Annotated in this window: 1 protein-coding gene and 1 pseudogene; one reads left to right on the plus strand and one right to left on the minus strand. The window is 57.9% G+C overall.

The annotated features are described in order from the left end of the window. The first annotated feature begins 170 nt into the window (after nucleotides 1–170). The gene (locus Q0367_RS17075; protein WP_297638606.1) at nucleotides 171–1,142 is read left to right on the plus strand and encodes an integron integrase; all 972 of its coding nucleotides are present in this window, start codon (nucleotides 171–173) and stop codon (nucleotides 1,140–1,142) included. A 137-nt stretch (nucleotides 1,143–1,279) separates the two neighbouring features. Here the strand turns inward: Q0367_RS17075 and Q0367_RS17080 are convergent. Continuing rightward, nucleotides 1,280–2,408 (minus strand): annotated as a pseudogene (locus tag Q0367_RS17080) (IS3 family transposase); the annotation flags it as partial. Nucleotides 2,409–2,447 lie beyond the last annotated feature (39 nt).

Genomic DNA, 2,447 nt, shown 5'->3' on the forward strand with positions numbered 1-2,447 from the left:
AACTTGTCATTATCGAGCAAATGACTGATGAATTCTCCCTAACAGCATAATATCATGCAAAACGAACAATATGATCCCCCAAATGACCGATTGAGCAGCAAATCGGTAAACTATGCACAACGGTTCTCTGGAGCATGTCATCATAACCCGCCAATCTGTGGAGTCACCTCATGGCTGACAAACCGAAAAAACTGCTCGACCAGGTGCGTGACATGTTGCGTCTGAAGAACTACAGCTACGCCACTGAGAAGACCTATATCGGTTGGATCAGGCGCTATATCCTCTTTCATCAGAAGCGCCATCCTGTGGAAATGGGTAAAACAGAGATCGAAGCGTTTCTCACCCACCTGGCAGTTGAGGGCAATGTGGCGCCCTCCACGCAGAACCAGGCGCTGCACGCATTGCTCTTTCTCTATCGGGATGTGCTGGAGCAGCCGATTGTGGGCAACGTTGAAGCGCTGCGAGCGCGTGAGCGGCGGCGGTTGCCGACTGTTTTGACGGTGGAGGAGACGCAGCGCGTGCTCAACCATCTGGAGGGCGTCTACCATCTGATCGGGCTGCTGCTCTATGGCAGCGGGCTGCGCGTGCAGGAGTGTCTATCGCTGCGGGTCAAAGACGTCGACTTTACGCGCCGGGAGGTCATTGTTCGTAGCGGCAAAGGCGATAAAGATCGGGTGACGATGCTGCCGGAGAAGGCGATCCCCGAACTGGAGGTGCATCTGGCGCAGGTGCGGGTGCAGCACGAGCGCGATCTGGCGCGCGGCCATGGCAGGGCGCCGCTGCCCGACGCCCTGGCGCGCAAATACCCAAATGCGCCGCGCGAATGGGCCTGGCAATTCGTTTTTCCGTCTGCCTCTCTCTCCAAAGACCCGCGCAGCGACGACGGCGTCCTCTATCGTTTTCACTTGCACGAGAGCCAGGTGCAGAAGGCTGTCCGCAAAGCTGCGCGACAGGCTGGCATCGACAAGCCGGTCAGCCCGCACACCTTTCGCCATTGCTTCGCCACCCACCTGCTCGAAGCCGGTTACGACATTCGCACCGTGCAGGAGTTGCTTGGACACAAGGATGTGAAGACCACGCAGATTTACACGCATGTTCTCAACCGTGGCCCTCGCGCCGTGCGCAGTCCGCTTGATCGCTGAAACGAACAACAAGACGAAGCCGTTGGTGAATTGCCCTAGAAACCGCATTGTCTCTACGACCCCAAGCTCACAGTAAAGTAATATTGACCCGTTTTGATGGAAAGAAAATTAAGCACCAACCTTTTCGGCGCACTGAGGGCGCCCAAGTGACGCCGTTCAAATTCCACCGGACTCAGATAGCCAAGAGCCGAATGACGACGGCGCAGATTGTAAAAGCCTTGATGTAGAGGAGGATGTCGCAACGCGCAGCGGCGTGCGATGCGAAAGGCTGCTCCTCGACGAGTTCGGTTTTGAGCGTGGCCCAGAAGCTCTCCATCAAAGCATTGTCGTAACAGGCGCCGCTTGCTGACCTGCGCCTGGGCGACCTGCAAGCGAGCCCGGTAGTCGTGGCTGGCATGCTGGCTGCCACGGTCAGAATGGTGCAGCAGCCCCGACGGCGGCTGGCGCGTGACCAACGCTGCGTCAAGCGCACGCTCGACCAGTTGACTTGTCATGCTTGCATCCATTGCCCCCCAACGACTTTCCGAGAAAAGACATCCATAACCACCGCCAGATAGAGCCACCCTGCATCGGTGGGAATGGAGGTGATGTCAGCCACCCACTTTGTATTGGGCTGCTCGGCCGTGAAATCCTGCTGCAACACGTTCTCGGCCACCGGCAGCTTGTGCTGACTCTCCGTCGTGCAGATACGCCGACGCCCTTTGCAGCAGACCTGCCTGGCGCATCACCCGCTTCCGGCCATAGCGCATCCCCTGCGCTTGCAGTTCAGCATGGATGCGGGGACTGCCGTAGCGCTGGCGGCTCTCTGCATGCACACACCGAATCGGCTTGCTCAACCGTTCGTCTTCCTGCTGGCGACGGCGGGGTTGGCGTTTCCGCCAGGCGTCATACCCGCTCGCCGAAACCTCCAGCACTCGACAGAGCAGGGTCACTGCACACCCTTTCCGCTCCTTTTCTACGAAGGCGTACTTCGCTTCAGCTCCTGCATGAAGATAGCGATCGCTTTTTTAAAACTTCCCGCTCTTGGCGCAAGATCTCATTCTCACGCCGCAGCCGCCGCATCTCTTCCTCTGTCGCTTTCAGGCGACCGGGGCCGGGAAATGCTGCTTCTCCGTCCTGTTTGGCCTTTCGCACCCACTGCTTGAGCAGCCCCTCCGACAGCCCTCATTCGCGTTCGACTTCGGCTAGCGACCTGCCACTCCTCGCAGCGAGTTCAACCGCTTCGCGCTTGAACTCGCTGCTGTATGTTCGTCGTGTCTTACTCATTGTCATCATTGCCTCCATTCGTAGTGTAAAGGATTTATC

The organism is uncultured Caldilinea sp. (genome assembly GCF_937128415.1).
Taxonomy (GTDB): Bacteria; Chloroflexota; Anaerolineae; order Caldilineales; family Caldilineaceae; genus Caldilinea.

Bases quoted from the DNA above. Each gene is read 5' to 3' on its own strand.
- Q0367_RS17075 (WP_297638606.1), top strand. From the start codon at position 171: ATGGCTGACAAACCGAAAAAACTGCTCGACCAGGTGCGTGACATGTTG.